Annotated in this window: 16 protein-coding genes; 11 read left to right on the top strand and 5 right to left on the bottom strand. The window is 64.9% G+C overall.

Annotated elements, in window-relative coordinates:
• Positions 1 to 12: 12 nt before the first annotated feature.
• Positions 13 to 840 (top strand): phosphonoacetaldehyde hydrolase, encoded by an 828-nt coding sequence (phnX, locus tag HWQ56_RS09470; RefSeq protein WP_158156545.1) that lies wholly within the window; start codon positions 13 to 15, stop codon positions 838 to 840.
• A 46-nt stretch (positions 841 to 886) separates the two neighbouring features.
• Here phnX and HWQ56_RS09465 read toward each other — a convergent pair whose 3' ends face one another.
• Entirely contained in the window at positions 887 to 1,444 is a 558-nt protein-coding gene (locus HWQ56_RS09465; RefSeq protein WP_158156543.1) for an NADPH-dependent FMN reductase, read from the bottom strand.
• A 175-nt stretch (positions 1,445 to 1,619) separates the two neighbouring features.
• Here HWQ56_RS09465 and HWQ56_RS09460 point away from each other — a divergent pair, with 175 nt between their 5' ends.
• Together HWQ56_RS09460 and HWQ56_RS09455 are read left to right on the top strand one after the other, a co-directional pair.
• On the top strand, positions 1,620 to 1,838 hold the full coding sequence (locus HWQ56_RS09460; protein ID WP_158156541.1) for a hypothetical protein: 219 nt from the start codon (positions 1,620 to 1,622) through the stop codon (positions 1,836 to 1,838).
• A 93-nt stretch (positions 1,839 to 1,931) separates the two neighbouring features.
• The gene (locus tag HWQ56_RS09455; protein ID WP_176570288.1) at positions 1,932 to 2,825 is read left to right on the top strand and encodes a LysR substrate-binding domain-containing protein; all 894 of its coding nucleotides are present in this window, start codon (positions 1,932 to 1,934) and stop codon (positions 2,823 to 2,825) included.
• 15 nt (positions 2,826 to 2,840) lie between these two features.
• On the opposite strand, the gene HWQ56_RS09450 is transcribed toward HWQ56_RS09455, so the two are convergent.
• Positions 2,841 to 3,383: a GNAT family N-acetyltransferase gene (locus tag HWQ56_RS09450; RefSeq protein ID WP_158156537.1), complete on the bottom strand. Its 543-nt coding sequence runs from the start codon at positions 3,381 to 3,383 to the stop codon at positions 2,841 to 2,843.
• Positions 3,383 to 4,138: a DNA polymerase III subunit epsilon gene (dnaQ, locus tag HWQ56_RS09445; RefSeq protein ID WP_158156535.1), complete on the bottom strand. Its 756-nt coding sequence runs from the start codon at positions 4,136 to 4,138 to the stop codon at positions 3,383 to 3,385. Before dnaQ ends, HWQ56_RS09450 begins: the two co-directional genes overlap by 1 nt.
• 136 nt (positions 4,139 to 4,274) lie before the next feature.
• On the opposite strand from dnaQ, the gene HWQ56_RS09440 reads away from it, so the two are divergent.
• Positions 4,275 to 5,441 (top strand): MalY/PatB family protein, encoded by a 1,167-nt coding sequence (locus HWQ56_RS09440; protein WP_176570287.1) that lies wholly within the window; start codon positions 4,275 to 4,277, stop codon positions 5,439 to 5,441.
• Positions 5,442 to 6,308: 867 nt separating this feature from the next.
• Here the strand turns inward: HWQ56_RS09440 and rnhA are convergent.
• Entirely contained in the window at positions 6,309 to 6,758 is a 450-nt protein-coding gene (gene rnhA, locus HWQ56_RS09435) for a ribonuclease HI (RefSeq protein WP_158153797.1), read from the bottom strand.
• Positions 6,759 to 6,777: 19 nt separating this feature from the next.
• Complete coding sequence (locus tag HWQ56_RS09430) at positions 6,778 to 7,536, bottom strand: class I SAM-dependent methyltransferase (RefSeq protein ID WP_158153796.1); 759 nt, start codon at positions 7,534 to 7,536, stop codon at positions 6,778 to 6,780.
• 82 nt (positions 7,537 to 7,618) lie between these two features.
• Between HWQ56_RS09430 and gloB the strand changes: the two genes are divergently transcribed.
• From gloB to HWQ56_RS09395, 7 genes are all read left to right on the top strand, one after another.
• Positions 7,619 to 8,395: a hydroxyacylglutathione hydrolase gene (gene gloB, locus HWQ56_RS09425; RefSeq protein ID WP_176570286.1), complete on the top strand. Its 777-nt coding sequence runs from the start codon at positions 7,619 to 7,621 to the stop codon at positions 8,393 to 8,395.
• 99 nt (positions 8,396 to 8,494) lie between these two features.
• Positions 8,495 to 9,949 carry a transglycosylase SLT domain-containing protein gene (locus HWQ56_RS09420; RefSeq protein WP_158153794.1) on the top strand — a complete coding sequence of 485 codons (1,455 nt, stop codon included), beginning with the start codon at positions 8,495 to 8,497 and terminating at the stop codon, positions 9,947 to 9,949.
• A 121-nt stretch (positions 9,950 to 10,070) separates the two neighbouring features.
• Entirely contained in the window at positions 10,071 to 10,319 is a 249-nt protein-coding gene (locus tag HWQ56_RS09415) for a hypothetical protein (RefSeq protein ID WP_158153793.1), read from the top strand.
• A 75-nt stretch (positions 10,320 to 10,394) separates the two neighbouring features.
• Positions 10,395 to 12,224, top strand: coding sequence for an extracellular solute-binding protein (locus HWQ56_RS09410; protein ID WP_158153792.1), 1,830 nt, complete (start codon positions 10,395 to 10,397; stop codon positions 12,222 to 12,224).
• The gene (locus HWQ56_RS09405; protein WP_176570285.1) at positions 12,221 to 14,056 is read left to right on the top strand and encodes an extracellular solute-binding protein; all 1,836 of its coding nucleotides are present in this window, start codon (positions 12,221 to 12,223) and stop codon (positions 14,054 to 14,056) included. The genes HWQ56_RS09410 and HWQ56_RS09405 overlap by 4 nt, the downstream gene beginning before the upstream one ends.
• A gap of 1 nt (position 14,057) precedes the next feature.
• Positions 14,058 to 15,131 (top strand): microcin C ABC transporter permease YejB, encoded by a 1,074-nt coding sequence (locus HWQ56_RS09400; protein ID WP_158153790.1) that lies wholly within the window; start codon positions 14,058 to 14,060, stop codon positions 15,129 to 15,131.
• 1 nt (position 15,132) lies between these two features.
• The gene (locus HWQ56_RS09395) at positions 15,133 to 16,152 is read left to right on the top strand and encodes an ABC transporter permease (protein WP_158153789.1); all 1,020 of its coding nucleotides are present in this window, start codon (positions 15,133 to 15,135) and stop codon (positions 16,150 to 16,152) included.

Genomic DNA, 16,152 nt, shown 5'->3' with positions numbered 1-16,152 from the left:
AGGACCGTCATCATGAACTACCGCACCCCGCACAAAACCCAGGCCGTGATCCTCGATTGGGCCGGCACTGTCGTCGACTTCGGCTCATTCGCGCCCACGCAGATTTTCGTCGAGGCCTTCGCCGAGTTCGACGTGCAGGTGTCCATCGAAGAAGCCCGCGGGCCCATGGGCATGGGCAAGTGGGACCACATTCGCACCCTGTGCGACGTGCCGGCCATCAGCGAGCGTTACGCCAAGGTGTTCGGCCGCGCACCCAGCGACGATGACGTGACCGCCATCTACGAGCGTTTCATGCCCCTGCAGATCGAAAAGATCGCTACCCATTCGGCCCTGATTCCCGGCGCATTGGACACCATCGCCCGGCTGCGCAACGACGGTCTGAAGATCGGCTCATGCTCCGGCTACCCGGCCGTGGTCATGGCAAAGGTGGTGGAACTGGCCCGGCAGAACGGCTATGTCGCCGACCACGTGGTGGCCACCGATGAAGTGCCCAATGGCCGGCCATGGCCTTCCCAGGCGCTGGCCAATGTCATTGCCCTGGGCATCGACGATGTGGCGGCGTGCGTGAAAGTGGATGACACCGTGCCCGGCATCCTGGAAGGGCGGCGAGCCGGGATGTGGACCGTGGCGCTGGTGTGCTCGGGCAACGCCCTGGGGCTGACGTACGAAGGGTATCAGGCGCTGGATGCGACCACCCTTGACAGCGAGCGCACGCGTATCCACCGCCTGTTCGAAGGCGCCCGCCCGCACTACCTGATCGACACCATCAACCAGCTCCCCGAAGTGATCGCCGACATCGACCGGCGCCTCGCCGCTGGCGAGATGCCGCAGGCCTGCTGATCCAGCGCGCCTGTTCCCGGGCCTTGCCCGGGCAGGCGCCCCTGGTTCAAGCCTTGTGGTAGCGCTCCACCCACTGGGCATAAGCATCAACGAACCCTTGCAGGAAAGGCTTGCTCTTTTCCGCCAACGCCCCCGCTTCATCGAACAGCGCCGCTGCATGGCCGACGTAGGCTTCGGGCTGCTGCATGCACGGCACATCCAGAAACACCAGCGACTGGCGCAGGTGATGGTTGGCGCCAAACCCGCCGATCGCGCCTGGGGACACGCTGATCACGGCCCCCGGCTTGCCCGACCAGGCGCTCTTGCCATAGGGGCGCGACCCCACGTCGATGGCGTTCTTCAGGGGCGCTGGCACGGAGCGGTTGTATTCCGGGGTGACGAACAGCACGGCATCCGACGAACCGAGCTGTTCGCGGAACGCCGTGTAGGCCGCCGGTGGTGTACCATCGATGTCTTCGTTATACAGCGGTAATTCGCCTATTTCGATGATCTTCAACGACAGGCTTGGCGGCGCCAGCGCGATCAATGCCTGGGCTACCTTGCGGTTGAGGGACGCTTTTCTCAAGCTGCCGACCAGGACGGCCACCGAATACACCTTGCTCATGGCTGCTGCACCTTCAATGTGAAAAAGAAGGTGTAGGTATAGATGAGCGTGGCCAGGTTTGCCTTCCCGGATCGCCACGGCGGTTTTTTTTCATCGACGGTAAAACTTCCCAGCTAAAACAGTGGTCTACAGGGCGCAAGTTTCACACGTGGATATATTCAGAGGTTGTAATTCAATGGCTGCAGTACTCGTTGGACAGTTTCATGCACGGGATGCCGAAGGTCGGATCTACCCGGTGCATGAATTCCAGGAAGCCACGTTGGAGCCCGATGGCAGCAGCAGTTCGGCCCCCACCACCACCTATCGCCTGGCCATTGGCGATCGCGTTACCCACCTGGGCGACGATCGCTTTCAACTGGTGCAGAGCGGCGTCGAGATCGTCCGCATTCCCTGAGCCGTACCTGCGCCGCTGGCGGTGGTCGCGGATCGCCCGGCATAATGGCCGTTCGAGCATGCACGCTCCCCTCCCCGGGCACGGACTCCATCCATGCGACTACGCCACATTGAAGTGATTCAGGCGCTCATGCACGGCGGCAGCCTCAGCACTGCCGCCGAACTGCTGCAACTGCCCCAGGACAGCGTGGCCGCCCTGCTTCAGGATGCCGAGAGCCAGAGCGGCCTGTTGCTGTTCGCCCGGGTACGCGGGCGCTTCCAACCCACCGACGAAGCGCTGAAGCTGGCCACGGTGCTGACCTCCCTCGATGGCCCGCTGGAACAGGTACGCCGGGTGGCCGCTGACCTGCGCCTGCACCAGGAAACACCCTTGCGCGTGGTGTGCACCGAAGCCCTGGCCCACCGCCTGCTGCCCCAAAGCCTGGCCGCCCTGCGTCGACGCTTTCAAGACACCCCCTGCCAACTGCTGAGCCAACCTACCGCCATCATCGTGCGCACTTTGCTTCTGCGCGAGGGCGAGCTGGGCCTGAGCCTGCACGACCCCAACCACCCGGACATTCAGTGTGTCGCGTTGCTGGAAGGCAAGCTGCACCTGCTGGCGCCCCATGGCTGGCTGTCGTCGAAACACAAATACATCGGCATCCAGGAATTGGCCGGGCAAGCCATGATCGGCCTGGAAGGCCACGACCCCATCAGCCTGCGCCTGGACGCCCGCCTGGAAGCCCTGCGCCCGGCACCCAAGGTGCAGACCCGAGTGCAGAACTATTCGATGATGCGCAGCATGGTGGAAGCAGGCGAAGGACTGGCGGTGGTCGACCCGTTTACCGCAGCGGGGGCCCGTGAGGCCGGGCTGGACGTGTGCCCGATCTCGCCGGCGCTGCCGGTGACCCTCTATGCGCTGACGCTCAAGGGACAGGAACCGAGCGCAGCGCTCAAGGCGCTGCTGGAAATCGTCGAGCAGAAAGGCCAGGCGTTGCTGACCCCTTGAGTGCTGGAGATCACGCTAGAACATCAGGTACCAGAACATCGCGACCTCGCTGGTCTGCGGGTCGATGCCGCGATAGCGCAGGTGGTCCAGCCCACCCAGTTCGAACCCGTAGGCCTCGTACAACCGGCAGGCCGCCAGGTTATTGTTCTGGGTTTCCAGCATCACCCCCGGCAGGCACTTCTTCTGCGCCCACCAGCTGACCACATCCAACAACGCCCGGGCCACGCCATGGCGGCGCGCGGGGGCGTGCACCGCCAGTTCATCCACATGGGCCAACCCGTTCCAATTGGTGCTGACCACCACATGGCCCACCGCCTCGCCCTGGAGCCAGGCAACGAAGATGGCGCTGTCGTCCTTGTCGCGGTAGCTGCTGAATTCGTCGGGGTCGATGCCATAGCATTTTCGATAAGGCGCCACGGGCTCGACCGGCCACTGGGCGACTGGCCGGCCGATCTGCGGCCTGGCGTAGCCGCGCACCTGAAAAGCGTATTCACTGCCCAGCACATAGGGCGCGAAGCCATCATCGGCCACGCGCACACTGATGCCGGCGCTGGCCATCAGGCCGACGCGCCCTGCTGTGCCTCCAGCAACTGCGTCCACAGTGCCGGGGCGCCGGCTGACTTGGCGATGATCGCCAACCGCGCCTCGTGCTCGGCCAGCTCGGCCTCGCTGGCCAGAATCACCGGCGCACGACGGCGGTCGGCCGGCAGGCGGCGGATCTCGCTGCCCTGGTTGCCCGATCCCTCGGCACCATCGCTGGCGTTGCCCGCCAGCGACAGGCTGGTCTGGCCACCGGTCATGGCCAGGTACACGTCCGCCAGGATCTCGGAGTCGAGCAATGCGCCGTGCAACTCACGGCCCGAGTTGTCTACCCCATAGCGCTTGCACAGGGCGTCGAGGCTGTTGCGCTGGCCCGGGTGGCGTTCACGGGCCATGGCCAGGGTGTCGAGCACCGTGCAGTAGGTCGTCACATCGGCGCGGTCGAGCTGGCCCATCAAGGCGAATTCGTTGTTGATGAAGCCAACGTCGAACGCCGCGTTGTGGATGATCAGCTCGGCGCCCTTGATGAACTCGAAGAACTCATCGGCCACTTCGGCGAAGCGTGGCTTGCCGATCAGGAACTGGTCAGTGATGCCGTGCACCCCGATGGCGCCCTCGTCGCTGTCGCGGTCCGGCTGCAGGTACACGTGGAAATTGCGCCCGGTCAGGCGCCGGCCGATGACTTCGACACAACCGATTTCGATGATCCGGTGGCCATCGGTGACCGGCATACCGGTGGTTTCGGTATCGAGGACTACGTATCTCGTCGCCATGGGTACAACACTCTCGTCATTTCAACCGCGGGAACAGCCGTGCACTTTAGCACAGGTGGGCAGCGGGAACATCGTTGCCAGGCGGGTTCGGCTACCGCATATTAACGCCCTGAACTGACTGGAGCGCCCCACGGCCATGACATCACACCTGGACACCGTCCACGACCGGCACGACACCGGCAGTACCAAATGGAACCGCTACCCGGCCGATGTTCTGCCGTTGTGGATTGCCGACATGGACTTCGCCGTGGCCCCGGGCATCATCCAGGCCCTGCAGGCGCGCCTGACCCACCCGATGCTGGGCTACAGCGTGGCCCAGGACAGCCTGCGCGAGACCTTGGTCACGGCCCTGCGCGAGCTGTTCGACTGGGAGGTGGCGCCTGAAGAACTGGTCTTCCTGCCAGGGGTGGAAGGTGGCGTGAACATGGCGCTCAACGGCCTGCTGGCACCGGGCACCGGTGTGGTGGTGCAGACACCCAACTACCGGCCGTTGCTCAACGCCGCAGGCCACTGGAAGCTGCCGCGCATCGACCTGCCGTTCCACGCCGACGCCAATGGCCTGTACCCCACCGACCTGGCGGCGCTGGAAGCGGCGTTGGGCAACGCCGGGGCGATGATCCTGAGCAACCCGCACAACCCGCTGGGCAAGGTGTTCGACCGCGCCGAGCTGCAGGCCATCGCCGATGCCTGCGTCGCGCACGACACGCTGCTGATCAGTGACGAGATTCATGCCCAGATTGTGTTCGACGGGCGCAAGCATATTCCCATCGCCAGCCTGAACGACGAGATTGCCCAGCGCACCATTACCCTGATGTCGGCAACCAAGGCGTTCAACATCGCGGGCATGAAGAACGCGTTCGCGGTCATCCGAAACCCGGCGCTGAGGCACCGTTTCAACACGGCGCGCCAGGGCATGGTGGACAGTGTCAGCACCCTGGGGCTGGTGGCGACCGAAGCGGCGTTCAAGCACGGCAAGGAGTGGCTGGCGGAGGTCATTGCGTATTTGCAGGCTAACCGCGATTACCTGGTCAATGCCGTGGCGACCCGGTTGCCGGGCGTCAGCATGATCACGCCCCAGGCCACCTACCTGGCATGGCTGGATTGCACGGCCCTGGGCCTGGAAGACCCGCATGCGTTCTTCCTGAAGGAAGCGAAGGTGGGGTTGAGCCCGGGAACGGACTTCGCCGATGAAGGCGCCGGGCAGTTCGTGCGCTTGAACTTCGGCTGCCCGCGGGCGTTGCTCGAGGAAGGCATCGCGCGCATGGCGCAGGCTCTGGAAACCAGGAACGCGCCACCGCATTAGCCCTTGCGCCAGGACCGGGCGAGGCTCGGGAAGGCCACCCCGCAGTATCCCTGGCGCACCGCAGCGCCTGCTTCCCGAGCTGGCGCCCGGTCCCCCAGAGAACGGCCGCGATGGTGGGGTTGCCCCTGTGGGACCGGGCGAAGCTCGGGAAGGCCACCCCGCGGTATCCCTGAGGCACCGCAGCGCCTGCTTCCCGAGCTGGCGCCCGGTCCCACAGAGAACGGCCGCAATGGTGGGGTTGCCCCTGTGGGACCGGGCGAAGCTCGGGAAGGCCACCCCGCGGTATCCCTGACGCACCGCAGCGCCTGCTTCCCGAGCTGGCGCCCGGTCCCACAGAGAACGGCCGCAATGGCGGGGTTACCCTGTGGGACCGGGCGAAGCTCGGGAAGGCCACCCCGCGGTATCCCTGACGCACCGCAGCGCCTGCTTCCCGAGCTGGCGCCCTTCCCACAGAGAACGGCCGCAATGGTGGGGTTGCCCCTGTGGGACCGGGCGAAGCTCGGGAAGGCCACCCCGCGGTATCCCTGGCGCACCGCAGCGCCTGCTTCCCGAGGTGGCGCCCTTCCCACAGAGAACGGCCGCAATGGTGGGGTTGCCCCTGTGGGACCGGGCGAAGCTCGGGAAGGCCACCCCGCGGTATCCCTGGCGCACCGCAGCGCCTGCTTCCCGAGCTGGCGCCCTTCCCACAGAGAACGGCCGCAATGGTGGGGTTGCCCCTGTGGGACCGGGCGAAGCTCGGGAAGGCCACCCCGCGGTATCCCTGACGCACCGCAGCGCCTGCTTCCCGAGCTGGCGCCCGGTCCCACAGAGAACGGCCGCCATGGCGGGGTTGCCCCTGTGGTCTCCGGCCGTCAGGCTGCAATCGACTCAGCGCTTCAGCGCCCGCACCTCATCCACCCCACGGTTCGCCAACTGGTCAGCCCGTTCGTTGCCGTGGTGCCCGGTGTGCCCGCGCACCCATTTCCAGGTCACGGTGTGGCGGCCAACCTGTTCATCCAGCAACTGCCACAGGTCGGCGTTTTTCACCGGTTGCTTGGCGGCGGTTTTCCAGCCGCGCTTCTTCCAGTTGACCATCCACTCGTTGATGCCTTTCATCACGTATTCGGAGTCGGTCACCAGCAGCACTTCGCAGGGCCGCTTGAGTTCTTCCAGGCCACGAATGGCGGCCATCAGTTCCATGCGGTTGTTGGTGGTGGCCGCTTCGCCCCCCCACAATTCCTTTTCAACGCCCTTGCACACCAGCAAGGCGCCCCAGCCGCCGACGCCCGGGTTGCCCTTGCAGGCACCGTCGGTGAAGATTTCAACGCTATCGCTCATTACTACCTATCCGTCGATGTCAGGGTTCGCTGTTGCGTCGATTGACCTTGGCCATCGGCAACGGGATCAGCTTGCCCATGGGTTCGCGGCGCACCTGGCGCAAGGGCCGGAGGCCCACCACCAGTTTGCGCGCGACCAGAATATAGAAGCCGCCGCCGGCACTCTGCCAGCGCCCGGCGCAGCGCTCCCAGCCGGCCAGGCGGGCTTGCCAGGCGGGGGACGCGAGCGGCGGACGATAGCACCCGAAGCGGCGTTTCTCCAGCGCGAAGCCCAGCAGGTTTAGCCAGTCGCCCACCCGCGACGCGGAAAAGCAGCGGGCCTTGCGCAAGGCATCGTGGGCGAACGCCCGGCGCAGGCCCCAGGCGCTCCAGGGGTTGATGCCGACGATGATCAGGTGGCCGCCGGGCCGCACCGCGCTGGCGGCCTCGCGCAGGAGGCCATGGGGCGACAGGCTGAAATCCAGGCCATGCTGCAGCACCACCACGTCGGCCGCGTGCTCACTGAGGGGCCAGGCCTGCTCCTCGCAGACGATCTCCACCCCGGGCAAGGGCGCCCCCAGACGCACGTTGCGCTGAACCTGAGGGGCCTGCGGGGGCACCTGCGCACTGGGACCGTAATGCACCAGGTAACCGCCGAAGAAACGTCCCAGTTCTTCTTCGAGCAAGGCCTGTTCCTGACGCAGCAAAAAGTGCCCCACGGGCCCCTCGAACCAGTCGCGGGCCTGGCCGATCAACTCCAGCCATTCGGGGTCAGCCTGCGCAAACGCTTTATCGGTCATTGCCGTCTCCACTCGAAGAGGTTCACCAACAGCCCATCAGGCTCTAAGATGCACCATTATTCAATGCTTAGCGAATCGCGCCATGATACAGATCGACGCACTGCCAGCCTTCAACGATAACTACCTGTGGTTGTTACAAGACGCTGCAAGCAAGCGCTGCGCCGTCGTCGATCCGGGCGATGCGGCGCCGGTTCGGGCCTGGCTTGCACAGCACCCCGGCTGGCAACTGACCGACATTCTGGTCACCCACCACCACAACGACCATGTGGGCGGCGTCGCCGAGCTCAAGCAGCTCACCGGCGCCAGGGTATACGGGCCGGCGAACGAAACCATTCCGGCCCGCGACGTGGCGTTGCAGGACAACGCCACCCTGCAGGTATTGGGCCTGGGCTTCCAGGTGTTCGCGGTGCCCGGCCACACCCTGGGCCATATCGCCTTCTACCATGCCGGCAGCGTGCCGCTGCTGTTCAGTGGCGACACCCTGTTTGCCGGTGGCTGCGGGCGCCTGTTCGAAGGCACACCGGCGCAGATGCATCAATCGCTCCAGCGCCTGGCCGCATTGCCGGAAAACACCGCGGTGTACTGCGCCCACGAATACACCCTCAGCAACCTGCGCTTCGCCTGCGCGGTGGAACCCGACAACCCGCACGTTGCCCAGCGCTTTGCCGACGTTACCCGCCTGCGCGAGCAAAATCGCATCACCCTGCCCTCCTCCATCGGCCTGGAACGGCAGACCAATCCTTTTTTGCGGGTTCAAGAGCCTGGCGTCAAAGAAAAAGCAGACGAACGGACAGGGCACGCAAACCCTTCTCCCGACACTGTTTTTGCTGCACTGAGGGCGTGGAAAGATAAGTTCTAAAGCGGTTGCGGTTACGCCGAAAAATTCTGAAAGGTTGACCCAGGGAGGGGCACTTTCTAGAATCGCCCGACATTTTTGCCCGGAACTTCCTCCCAGCCAATGTCGTCCACCATTCGAAAGCCCTTCACTTCCGACGCATTGACGCGGCTCGCCCAAGCCGTTGCATTGGCCCTGCCCGTTGTCCTGGCAGGCTGCCAGAGCACCAGCCAGGTTCCGGATGCCGAGAGCGTTCGGCTGCACAGCCTGAACACCCGCATCAAGCCAAAACCTATCTTCCCGGCGGCGCAACAGGCCCAGCAGGCCCCCCAGGACGTGTGGGAACGCATGCGCCAGGGCTTCCAGTTGCAGGACGGGGTAGCGGTGAATCCGCGGGTGGAGCAGCAGCGCCTGTGGTTCGTCAGCAACCCCTCGTTCCTGGAGAACGCCAGCGGCCGTGGCAGCCTGTACATGCACTACATCGTGGAGCGCCTGGAAGAGCGCAACATGCCGTTGGAGCTGGCGCTGCTGCCCGTGATCGAAAGCGCCTACAACCCCATGGCCTATTCGCGCAGCGATGCCAGCGGGCTGTGGCAGTTCATTCCCTCTACCGGCCGCTACTTCAACCTGCGCCAGACCCGTTTCTACGACGGCCGCCGCGACGTCACCGCCTCCACTGCCGCCGCCCTGGATTACCTGAGCCGCCTGCACGACATGTTCAACGGTGACTGGCTGCTGGCGCTGGCGGCCTACAACGCCGGCGAAGGCACCGTCAGCCGGGCGATCGAACGCAACGAGAAACTGGGCCTGCCCACCGACTACTGGAACCTGCCCCTGCCCCAGGAAACCAAGGACTACGTGCCCAAGCTGCTGGCACTGTCGGAATTGGTGATGTCCCCCGAGGCCTACGGCGTGAACCTGAACCCCATCGCCAACCAGCCGTATTTCGAGGTGGTGGAAGTCAACCAGCAGATGGACCTGGGCCGTGTCGCCGCCCTGGCCAACATCGACGAGGACGAGCTGTTCCAGCTCAACCCAGCCCTCAAGCAGCGCATGACCGTGGACGGCCCCCAGCACCTGCTGGTGCCGACCGCCAAGGCGCACATGCTGACCGAAAGCCTGGCGAAGATGGGCCCCGAAGAACTGCTGAGCCTGGCGCCCACGCGCCAGGTCATGGCGGACATCGCCCGCGCCGACCTGCCGGCCCGCCGCCGGGCGTACAAGGTCAAGCGCGGGGACAACCTGAGCCTGATCGCCAAGGCCAACAAGGTCGACGTGCGTGACCTGCAGCGCTGGAACAAGCTGTCGGGCATGCACCTGAAGGTCGGCCAGACCCTGGTGATGCAGGACAATACCCGCGCCGTGACCAAGGGCCGCGGCAAGACCACCGCCGTGGCCAGCGCCGGCACTGGCAAGAACCGCCAGGTCGCCACCCGCTACAAGATCCGCAAGGGCGACTCGCTGTACGTGGTGGCCCAGCGTTTCAATGTCGAGGTCAACCACCTCAAGCGCTGGAACCCCAACACGGCGCGCGCGCTGAAGCCCGGCCAGACCCTGGTCGTGTACCGCGACCGCTAATACCTCCCCCGTGCCTGGCGGCCACCGCCAGGCCTTGTCTCAGACGCCGGGCGTGGAACGGGACGGCCCTGGCGGTCGCGGCCACACGCCCAGCGCCATTGCCCCACACCAAGGTTTGACCATGACCCTCGAAGCCCCCGAAGCCCCCGAAACACCCGAAGCCCTCAAGGCCCGCAAACTGGCCCACCTGGACGCCGTCATCGAAGCCCTGAGCGCTGAAACCCGGGACGTCGCCCGCGCGTTCTTCCACGGCTGGGTGCTGTCGGCCGCCATGGAACTGTGGGACCGCGGCGTGCTGAGCCAGGAAGAGCGCCAGGCCATCGAAGCGCGGGTCAAGACCCTGACCCAGGCGCCCGTTGCCGCCGAATAAAAGCCGCCCGGCGCACCCTTCTTCAAGTTGAGACAAACTGTTACTGTACCGGTAATAAACCGGATCTCTGACTTGATGCGTTCGCCCCTGCTGCTCACACTTGGACTGGCCTTGAGCTGTCACGCTGGCGCGACGGTGTTCGAAAGCCATGGCTATGCCCAGTTCGGCACGCTCAAATACCCCGCCAGCTTCAGCCACTTCGATTGGGCCAACCCCCAGGCGCCCAAGGGCGGTACCGTGCGGGTCATGGCGTTCGGCACGTTCGATACCCTGAACCCCTACACCTTCAAGGGCACGAGCCCGGTCAGCACGCCGAATTTCATTCAGTACGGGGTCAGCGAGCTCAACGAACCCTTGATGGTCGGCACGGGCCAATACGACCCGTCAGGCGATGAACCCACGTCCAGCTACGGCCTGATCGCCCAGAGCCTGGAGTACAGCGAAGACCGCAGCTGGGTCGTGTTCAACCTGCGCCCCGAGGCCCACTTCAACGACGGCCAGCCGATCACCGCCCGCGACGTGGCGTTTTCCTACCGCACCCTGCTCACCCAGGGCCACCCGCTGTACCGCACCAGCCTGCAGGAAGTGCAACGGGTCGATATCCTCGGCCCCCGGCGCATCCGTTTCGTGTTCCGCCGCAGCGCCAACCCGCTGCTGATCCTGCGCATGGGCGAACTGCCGATCCTGCCGGAACATTACTGGAAAGGCCGTGACTTCCAGGCCACCACCTTCGAACCGCCCGTCACCAGCGGCCCCTACCGCATCACCCAGGTAGTACCCGGCCGGCGCCTGGTGTTCGAACGGGTCAAGGACTGGTGGGGCCAGGACCTGGCCGTGAACCGCGGCAAATACAATTTCGACCGTGTGGACGTGGAGTTCTACCGCGACAACGACGTGGCCTTCGAAGCGTTCAAGGCGGGCGAATTCGATCTCTACCTGGAGCACCAGGCCAAGAACTGGGCCAATGGCTACAACTACCCTGCGGTCCGGCGCGGCGACGTGGTCAAGGCGCAGATCCACCACCAGATACCCACCCAGACCCAGGGCCTGTTCATGAACAGCCGTCGCCCCGCCCTGGCGGACGTGCGCGTGCGCGAGGCCCTGGGCCTGCTGCTGGATTTCGAATGGACCAACCGCGCGCTGTTCAATGGCGCTTACCGGCGCGCCACCAGCTACTACCCCAACAGTGAGTTCAGCGCCAGCGGCCTGCCCACCGGCAAGGAATTCCTGCTGCTGGCGCCCTACCGCGCGCAACTGCCCGCCGCGCTGTTCACCCAACCGTTCACGGTGCCGCAGACCGACGGCCATGGCATTGGCCGTGAAACCCTGCGCCGTGCCTTGGGTCTATTGGCCGACGCGGGCTGGACGTTGTCCGGCCAGCGCCTGGTCGACGCCCACGGCCAGCCTTTGCGCCTGGAATTGCTGCTGGTGAACCCCGGCCTGGAAAGGATCCTGCAACCTTATGTCGAAAACCTGCGAAGCCTTGGGGTGGATGCCCGCTTGCGTACCGTGGACCGCGCCCAGTATAAGCAGCGGCTGGACCAGTTCGACTTCGACATGATTCTGATGACCCTCAACCAGACGCTCAGCCCCGGCCTTGAACAGTGGCAGTACTTCCACTCCAGCCAGGCCACCGTCAAGGGCAGCAAGAACTACGCCGGCATCGCCAACCCGGTGGTCGACCACCTGCTCGACGACTTGCTGGCGGCCCAGAGCCGCGATGACCAGGTGGCCGCCGCGCGCGCCCTGGACCGCGTGCTGCTGTTCGAACACTACATGATTCCCAACTGGTACCTGGACGCCCATCGTCTGGCGTACCGCAACCGTTTCGCTTTCGTCACCACACCGCCCTACACCCTGGGGCTGAACACGTGGTGGCTCAAGCCCGTGGAGACCCTGCCATGACGCGCCTGCGCGCCCTGCTGCCGGTGTGCGGCCTGTTGCTGAGCGGGCTGGCCCATGCCGCCCCGCAACACGCCGTGACCCTGTACAACGAAGCCCCCAAGTACCCGGCCAATTTCCAGCACTTCGACTACGTGAACCCCGACGCACCGAAGGGCGGTACCTTCCGCACGGCCGGCTCCGGCGGCTTCGACAGCCTCAACCCGTTCATCAGCAAGGGCGTGCCGGAAGGCGACATCAACCTGATCTACGACACCCTGGCGCGCCAGAGCCTGGACGAGCCGCTGACCGAATACGGCCTGGTGGCCAAGACCATCGAGAAAGCGCCGGACAACAGCTGGGTGCGTTTCACCCTGCGGCCCGAAGCCCGCTTCCACGATGGCCACCCCATGCGCGCCGAAGATGTGGTGTTCACCTTCAACACCTTGATGAAGGACGGCTCGCCGCTGTACCGCACCTATTACGCCGGGGTCGCCGACGTGGTCGAGGAAAACCCCCTCCAGGTGCGCTTCGACTTCAAGACCCGGGACAATCGCGAGCTGCCATTGATCCTCGGGCAACTGCCGGTGCTGCCCAAGCACTACTGGGCCACCCGCGACTTCAACCGCAGCGGCCTCGAACCGCCGCTGGGCAGCGGCCCCTACAAGGTGGCGGCGGTGAACGCCGGGCGTTCGATCCGCTACGAGCGGGTCAAGGACTACTGGGCCAAGGACCTGCCCATCAACCGCGGTTCATACAACTTCGACGTGCTGACCACCGACTACTACCGCGACAACAACGTGGCCCTCGAAGCCCTGAAAGCCGGTGCGTTCGACTTCTGGCAGGAAATGACCGCGAAGAACTGGGCCACCGCCTATGACGTACCAGCGGTGCGCGAAAAACGCTTGATCAAGGAAGAGCTGCCCAACGGCAACCCGGTGGGCATGCAAGGCTTCATCTTCAACCTGCGCCGCCCGCTGTTCCAGGACGCGCGGGTGCGCCAGGCCCTGGGCCTGATGTTCGACTTCGAATGGAGCAACCGCCAGCTGTTCAACGGCGCCTACACCCGCACCGACAGTTATTTCGAGAACTCCGACCTGGCTTCCTCTGGCCTGCCGGACGCCGATGAGCTGAAAATCCTCGAACCCCTGCGCGGCAAGATCCCTGACGCGGTGTTCACCACGCCGTTCAAGAACCCGGTGACCGACGGCAGCGGCATGATCCGCGACCAACAGCGCCAGGCCTACAAGCTGCTGCTGGACGCCGGCTGGCACGTGGTCAACGACCGCATGGTGGACACCACCGGCAAGCCGGTGACCATCGAATTCCTGCTGGCCCAGCCCGAGTTCGAACGGGTGCTGCTGCCCTACAAGCGCAACCTGGCGGACCTGGGCATCGAACTGGTGCTGCGCCGCGTCGACGCCTCCCAGTACGTCACCCGCCGCCGCTCGCGGGACTTCGACATGATGGTGTCCAGCTTCCCGCAGTCCGATTCGCCGGGCAACGAACAGCGTGAATACTGGGAGTCGGCCAGCGCCGACCGCCAGGGCAGCTACAACTGGATCGGCATCAAGGACCCGGCCATCGACCAGCTCACCGAGAGCCTGATCAATGCCGACACGCGCAAGAGCCTGATCAGCCACGCCCACGCCCTGGACCGGGTATTGCTGTGGAACTACTTCCTGGTGCCCAACTGGCACATCAAGACCTGGCGCGTGGCCTACTGGAACCATCTGGGCCACCCTGCCGTGTCGCCACGCTATGACGTGGGCACCATGACCTGGTGGGCCAAGCCCGACGTGACACCGGCCATTCCGGTGAGCACCGGTACCGACTCGCCTGGCAAGGAGCACTGAGATGCTGGCTTATATCTGCAAGCGCTTGCTGCTGATCATTCCCACCCTGTTCGGCATCCTGGTCATCAACTTCCTGATCATCCAGGCGGCGCCGGGTGGGCCGGTGGAACAGGCCATCGCCAAGCTCGAAGGCTTCGAGGGCGCCACCAGCCGCTTCGCCGGCGGCGGTGCTGAAGTGTCCATGGGCGGCTCCAGCTACCGCGGTGCCCAGGGCCTGGACCCGGCGCTGATCAAGGAAATCGAAAAGCAGTACGGCTTCGACAAGTCAGCCCCTGAACGCCTGTGGCTGATGATCAAGAACTACGCCCACTTCGACTTCGGCTCCAGTTTCTTTCGCGACGCCAAGGTCACCGACCTGATCCTGGAAAAAATGCCCGTGTCGGTGTCCCTGGGGCTGTGGAGCACCTTGATCATGTACCTGGTGTCCATTCCCCTGGGCATCGCCAAGGCCACCCGGCACGGCACCCATTTCGATGTGTGGACCAGCTCGGCGATCATCGTCGGCTACGCCATTCCGGCGTTCCTGTTCGCCATTCTGCTGATCGTGGTGTTCGCCGGCGGCAGCTACCTGGACTGGTTCCCGTTGCGTGGCCTGACCTCCAACAACTTCGAACAACTGAGCCTGGGCGGCAAGCTGCTGGACTACTTCTGGCACCTGGCCTTGCCGGTGACGGCACTGGTGATCGGCAACTTCGCGACCATGACCTTCCTCACCAAAAACAGCTTCCTGGACGAGATCGGCAAGCAGTACGTGGTGACGGCCAAGGCCAAGGGCCTGAGCAACCGCCGCGTGCTGTACGGCCATGTGTTCCGCAACGCCATGCTGCTGGTGATCGCCGGCTTCCCATCGGCCTTCATCGGCATCTTCTTCACCGGCTCGCTGCTGGTGGAGGTGATCTTCTCCCTCGACGGCCTGGGCCTGATGAGTTTCGAGGCCGCGGTGAACCGCGACTACCCGGTGGTGTTCGGCACCCTGTTCATCTTCACCCTGCTGGGGTTGCTGGTGAAACTGATCGGCGACCTGACCTACAGCCTGGTCGACCCACGCATCGACTTCGAACGCAGGGAGCATTGAGATGAGCCTGTCCCCCCTCAACCAGCGCCGCCTGCAGCGGTTCAAGGCCAACAAGCGCGGCTGGTGGTCGCTGTGGCTGTTCGTGATTCTGTTCGTGGCCAGCCTGGGTGCCGAACTGATCGCCAACGACAAGCCACTGGCCCTGCATTACGACGGCGGCTGGTACTTCCCGGCCTTCGAACGCTACCCGGAAACCACCTTCGGCGGCGAATTCCCGCTGGAGGCCAACTACAAGAGCCCCTACATCCAGCAACTGCTGGCGGCCAAGCACAGCTGGACCCTGTGGGCGCCCATTCCGTTCAGCTACCAGAGCATCAACTACGACCTGAAGGTACCCGCCCCCGCGCCGCCCTCGGCGCAGAACTGGCTGGGCACCGACGACCAGGGCCGGGACGTGCTGGCACGGGTGATCTACGGTTTCCGCGTGTCGGTGCTGTTTGCCCTGACGCTGACCCTTCTCAGTTCCATCATCGGCGTGATTGCCGGGGCCCTGCAGGGCTTCTACGGCGGCTGGGTCGACCTGGCCGGGCAACGCTTCCTGGAAGTGTGGTCGGGCCTGCCGGTGCTGTACCTGCTGATCATCCTGGCCAGTTTTGTGCAGCCCAACTTCTGGTGGTTGCTGGGCATCATGCTGCTGTTTTCCTGGATGAGCCTGGTGGACGTGGTACGCGCCGAATTCCTGCGCGGGCGCAACCTGGAATACGTGCGCGCCGCCCGTGCCCTGGGCATGCGAGATAGCAGCATCATGTTCCAGCACATCCTGCCCAACGCCATGGTCTCGACCATGACCTTCCTGCCCTTCATCCTCACCGGCGCCATCGGCACCCTCACCGCCCTGGACTTCCTGGGCTTCGGCCTGCCGGCCGGTTCGCCGTCGCTGGGTGAACTGGTGTCCCAGGGCAAATCCAACCTGCAGGCGCCGTGGCTGGGCATCAGTGCCTTCGCCGTGCTGGCGCTGATGCTCAGCCTGCTGGTGTTCATCGGCGAAGCCGCCCGTGACGCGTTCGACCCGAGGAAATGA

It is taken from the genome of Pseudomonas eucalypticola, from assembly GCF_013374995.1.
Classification (GTDB): domain Bacteria; phylum Pseudomonadota; class Gammaproteobacteria; order Pseudomonadales; family Pseudomonadaceae; genus Aquipseudomonas; species Aquipseudomonas eucalypticola.
Note: the sequence above shows the minus strand (reverse complement) of the source record. Positions and strands in the feature narration are given on the sequence as shown.

Coding starts and splice junctions, on each gene's coding strand:
- HWQ56_RS09465 (WP_158156543.1), bottom strand. CDS start 1,444: ATGAGCAAGGTGTATTCGGTGGCCGTCCTGGTCGGCAGCTTGAGAAAA.
- HWQ56_RS09450 (WP_158156537.1), bottom strand. CDS start 3,383: ATGGCCAGCGCCGGCATCAGTGTGCGCGTGGCCGATGATGGCTTCGCG.
- HWQ56_RS09460 (WP_158156541.1), top strand. CDS start 1,620: ATGGCTGCAGTACTCGTTGGACAGTTTCATGCACGGGATGCCGAAGGT.
- dnaQ (WP_158156535.1), bottom strand. CDS start 4,138: ATGGCGACGAGATACGTAGTCCTCGATACCGAAACCACCGGTATGCCG.
- rnhA (WP_158153797.1), bottom strand. CDS start 6,758: ATGAGCGATAGCGTTGAAATCTTCACCGACGGTGCCTGCAAGGGCAAC.
- HWQ56_RS09395 (WP_158153789.1), top strand. CDS start 15,133: ATGAGCCTGTCCCCCCTCAACCAGCGCCGCCTGCAGCGGTTCAAGGCC.
- HWQ56_RS09420 (WP_158153794.1), top strand. CDS start 8,495: ATGTCGTCCACCATTCGAAAGCCCTTCACTTCCGACGCATTGACGCGG.
- HWQ56_RS09440 (WP_176570287.1), top strand. CDS start 4,275: ATGACATCACACCTGGACACCGTCCACGACCGGCACGACACCGGCAGT.
- HWQ56_RS09455 (WP_176570288.1), top strand. CDS start 1,932: ATGCGACTACGCCACATTGAAGTGATTCAGGCGCTCATGCACGGCGGC.
- gloB (WP_176570286.1), top strand. CDS start 7,619: ATGATACAGATCGACGCACTGCCAGCCTTCAACGATAACTACCTGTGG.
- HWQ56_RS09430 (WP_158153796.1), bottom strand. CDS start 7,536: ATGACCGATAAAGCGTTTGCGCAGGCTGACCCCGAATGGCTGGAGTTG.
- HWQ56_RS09415 (WP_158153793.1), top strand. CDS start 10,071: ATGACCCTCGAAGCCCCCGAAGCCCCCGAAACACCCGAAGCCCTCAAG.
- HWQ56_RS09410 (WP_158153792.1), top strand. CDS start 10,395: ATGCGTTCGCCCCTGCTGCTCACACTTGGACTGGCCTTGAGCTGTCAC.
- phnX (WP_158156545.1), top strand. CDS start 13: ATGAACTACCGCACCCCGCACAAAACCCAGGCCGTGATCCTCGATTGG.
- HWQ56_RS09400 (WP_158153790.1), top strand. CDS start 14,058: ATGCTGGCTTATATCTGCAAGCGCTTGCTGCTGATCATTCCCACCCTG.
- HWQ56_RS09405 (WP_176570285.1), top strand. CDS start 12,221: ATGACGCGCCTGCGCGCCCTGCTGCCGGTGTGCGGCCTGTTGCTGAGC.